The organism is Stenotrophomonas sp. HMWF003, from assembly GCF_003061285.1.
GTDB lineage: Bacteria > Pseudomonadota > Gammaproteobacteria > Xanthomonadales > Xanthomonadaceae > Stenotrophomonas > Stenotrophomonas maltophilia_AP.
On the sequence record NZ_QAIW01000438.1, the window covers coordinates 5,800 to 8,445 of the forward strand.

Sequence of the window (2,646 nt, forward strand, 5' to 3'; positions counted from 1 at the left end):
AGCCCGGCCTTACTTGGGCGGCGGCGGCGCCAGCACGCTGCGGTCGCCGTTGTGTTCGGGCGGGCTGACCACACCCGCCATTTCCATTGCTTCGATGAGGCGCGCGGCGCGGTTGTAGCCGATCTTGAGCCGGCGCTGCACGCCGGAGATCGACGCACGACGGGTCTCGGTGACGATGCGCAGCGCTTCGTCATACAGCGGGTCGGACTCATCGCCGGCACTGCTGCTGGCTTCGGGCAGGCCGCCGGCCCCCACCACCACGCCGTCGCCCATCATCTGCACTTCGTCCAGTACGCCGCTGATGTAGTCGGCCGGGCCGCTGGCCTTGAGGTGCTCGACCACGCGATGCACTTCCTCGTCGGACACGAACGCGCCGTGCACACGATCCGGCAGCGCGGTGCCGGGCGGCAGGTACAGCATGTCGCCGTGGCCCAGCAGCGTTTCGGCGCCGGACTGGTCCAGGATGGTGCGCGAATCGATCTTGGAACTGACCTGGAAGCCGATGCGGGTGGGAATGTTGGCCTTGATCAGGCCGGTGATCACGTCCACCGACGGGCGCTGGGTGGCCAGGATCAGGTGGATGCCGGCCGCACGCGCCTTCTGCGCCAGGCGTGCGATCAGCTCTTCGACCTTCTTGCCGACGATCATCATCATGTCGGCGAATTCGTCGATGAAGATCACGATGAACGGCAGCGTCTCCAGCGGGCGCGGGGCTTCGCCCAGTTCCGGGTTCGGCTTGAACAGCGGGTCCATCATTGGCTGCCCGGCGTCCTCGGCATCCTTGACCTTCTTGTTGAAGCCGGCCAGGTTGCGCACGCCCACCGCGCTCATCAACTTGTAGCGCCGCTCCATTTCGGCCACGCACCAGCGCAGGCCGTTGGCGGCTTCCTTCATGTCGGTCACCACCGGTGCCAACAGGTGCGGGATGCCCTGGTAGACGCTCAGTTCGAGCATCTTCGGGTCGATCATCAACATCCGCAGGTCTTTCGGCGAAGCCTTGTAGAGCAGGCTCAGCACCATTGCATTGACCGCCACCGACTTGCCCGAACCGGTGGTGCCGGCCACCAGCAGGTGCGGCATGCGCGCCAGGTCGGCCACGGTCGGGCGCCCGGCGATGTCCTTGCCCAGCGCCAGGGTCAGCGGACTGGCCGACTTGTCGTACTCCTTGGAGCGCAGCAGTTCGGACAGGTAGATCATCTCGCGGGTGACGTTGGGGATTTCCAGGCCCACCACCGACTTGCCCGGGATCACATCGACCACGCGCACCGACTTCACCGACAGACCGCGCGCGATGTCCTTGTCCAGCGAACTGATCTGGCTGACCTTGATGCCCGGCGCCGGTTCGATCTCGAAGCGGGTGATCACCGGGCCCGGGTACGCGCCCACCACCTGTGCTTCGATGCGGAAGTCCTTGAGCTTGAACTCGATCTGCCGCGACAGCGTTTCCAGGGTGTCTTCGTCATAGCCCTTGGGCTGCGGCTTGGGATCGTCCAGCAGCGCCAGCGGCGGCAGGTCCGAGCCATCGCCATTGACCCCGCGGAACATCGGAATCTGGGTCTCGCGCTTGGCGCGGTCGCTCTTTTCCAGCACCGGCTCGGGGCGCGGCTCGATCTTGACCGGCTCGCGCTTGGCGCGCACTTCGGCATCGACCTTGCGCACTTCCTGGCGCTCCTCGCGCATGGCGCGGGTCTGCTGCCACTCGGTGGCCTGCTCTTTCTTCTTGTTGAACAGCGGCGGCAACGCCAGCACCCAGCGGCCGATCTTCTCCATCACCACGAACCAGGAGATGCCGGTGGCCAGCGTGATCGAGGCCAGCAGCAGCACCAGCACGAACAGGTTCGCGCCGAGCGCGCCGAAACCGGCACTGAGTGAGTTGCCGACCAGCCGCCCCAAAATGCCACCGGCATGGGCCACATCGCCGGTGAACAGCCGCACGTGCAGGAAGCCGGTACCGGCGATCAGGAAGCCGACCAGGCCCACCAGGCGCAGCGCCGGGTCCAGGTCATGCTCGCCCTTGCTTTCGCGCTTGAGGCCGAACATCGCGATCCAGGCCAGCGCGCCGAGCACGATGGGCAGCACGAAGGCGATGTAACCGAACAGCTGCAGCAGCACATCGGCGATCCAGGCGCCCACGCGGCCGCCCATGTTGTGCACCGGGGCCACCACGCTGCCGGTATGCGACCAGCCGGGATCGGCAGCCGAATACGTGAACAGACTGGCCACCAGATACAGCAGCGCGGGGGCGATCGCGATCAGGCCGAGGTCGCGCCACAGCCGTTGGCGACGCGGATTATCGGCAGGCGCAGGCGCGGCTGCCGCTTTGCGCGACGGTTTGCTGTCGGGAGACTTGGATCGTTCCGGGAGCTGCTTCGCCACCTTAGACCACACCTTGGGAATGCACTGTTAGTGCTTGATAATAAACGACTGGCAGGCACCCCGGTAGGTGTCGACCACGGGCCGACGCCCCCCATCCGGCGCAGGCCGTGTCAAAACGCCGGCACGGGGACCATCACGCGCCCTGCGGGTTGCGCCGTTCCACCGTTCACCTTGAATCGCCCTGCCCCTGCCGCCACTCTATGACCTGTCCCGGACGTCCCGCAATGCATCGCCGGCGCCCCACCCTGTCACCTTTACGCGAGTCTACAT

Annotated in this window: 1 protein-coding gene; it reads right to left on the reverse strand. The window is 66.3% G+C overall.

Annotated elements, in window-relative coordinates; all coding sequences use genetic code 11:
* Positions 1-9 precede the first annotated feature (9 nt).
* Entirely contained in the window at positions 10-2,376 is a 2,367-nt protein-coding gene (locus tag DBR34_RS19225) for a DNA translocase FtsK (protein ID WP_038688381.1), read from the reverse strand.
* Between the last annotated feature and the right edge of the window lie 270 nt (positions 2,377-2,646).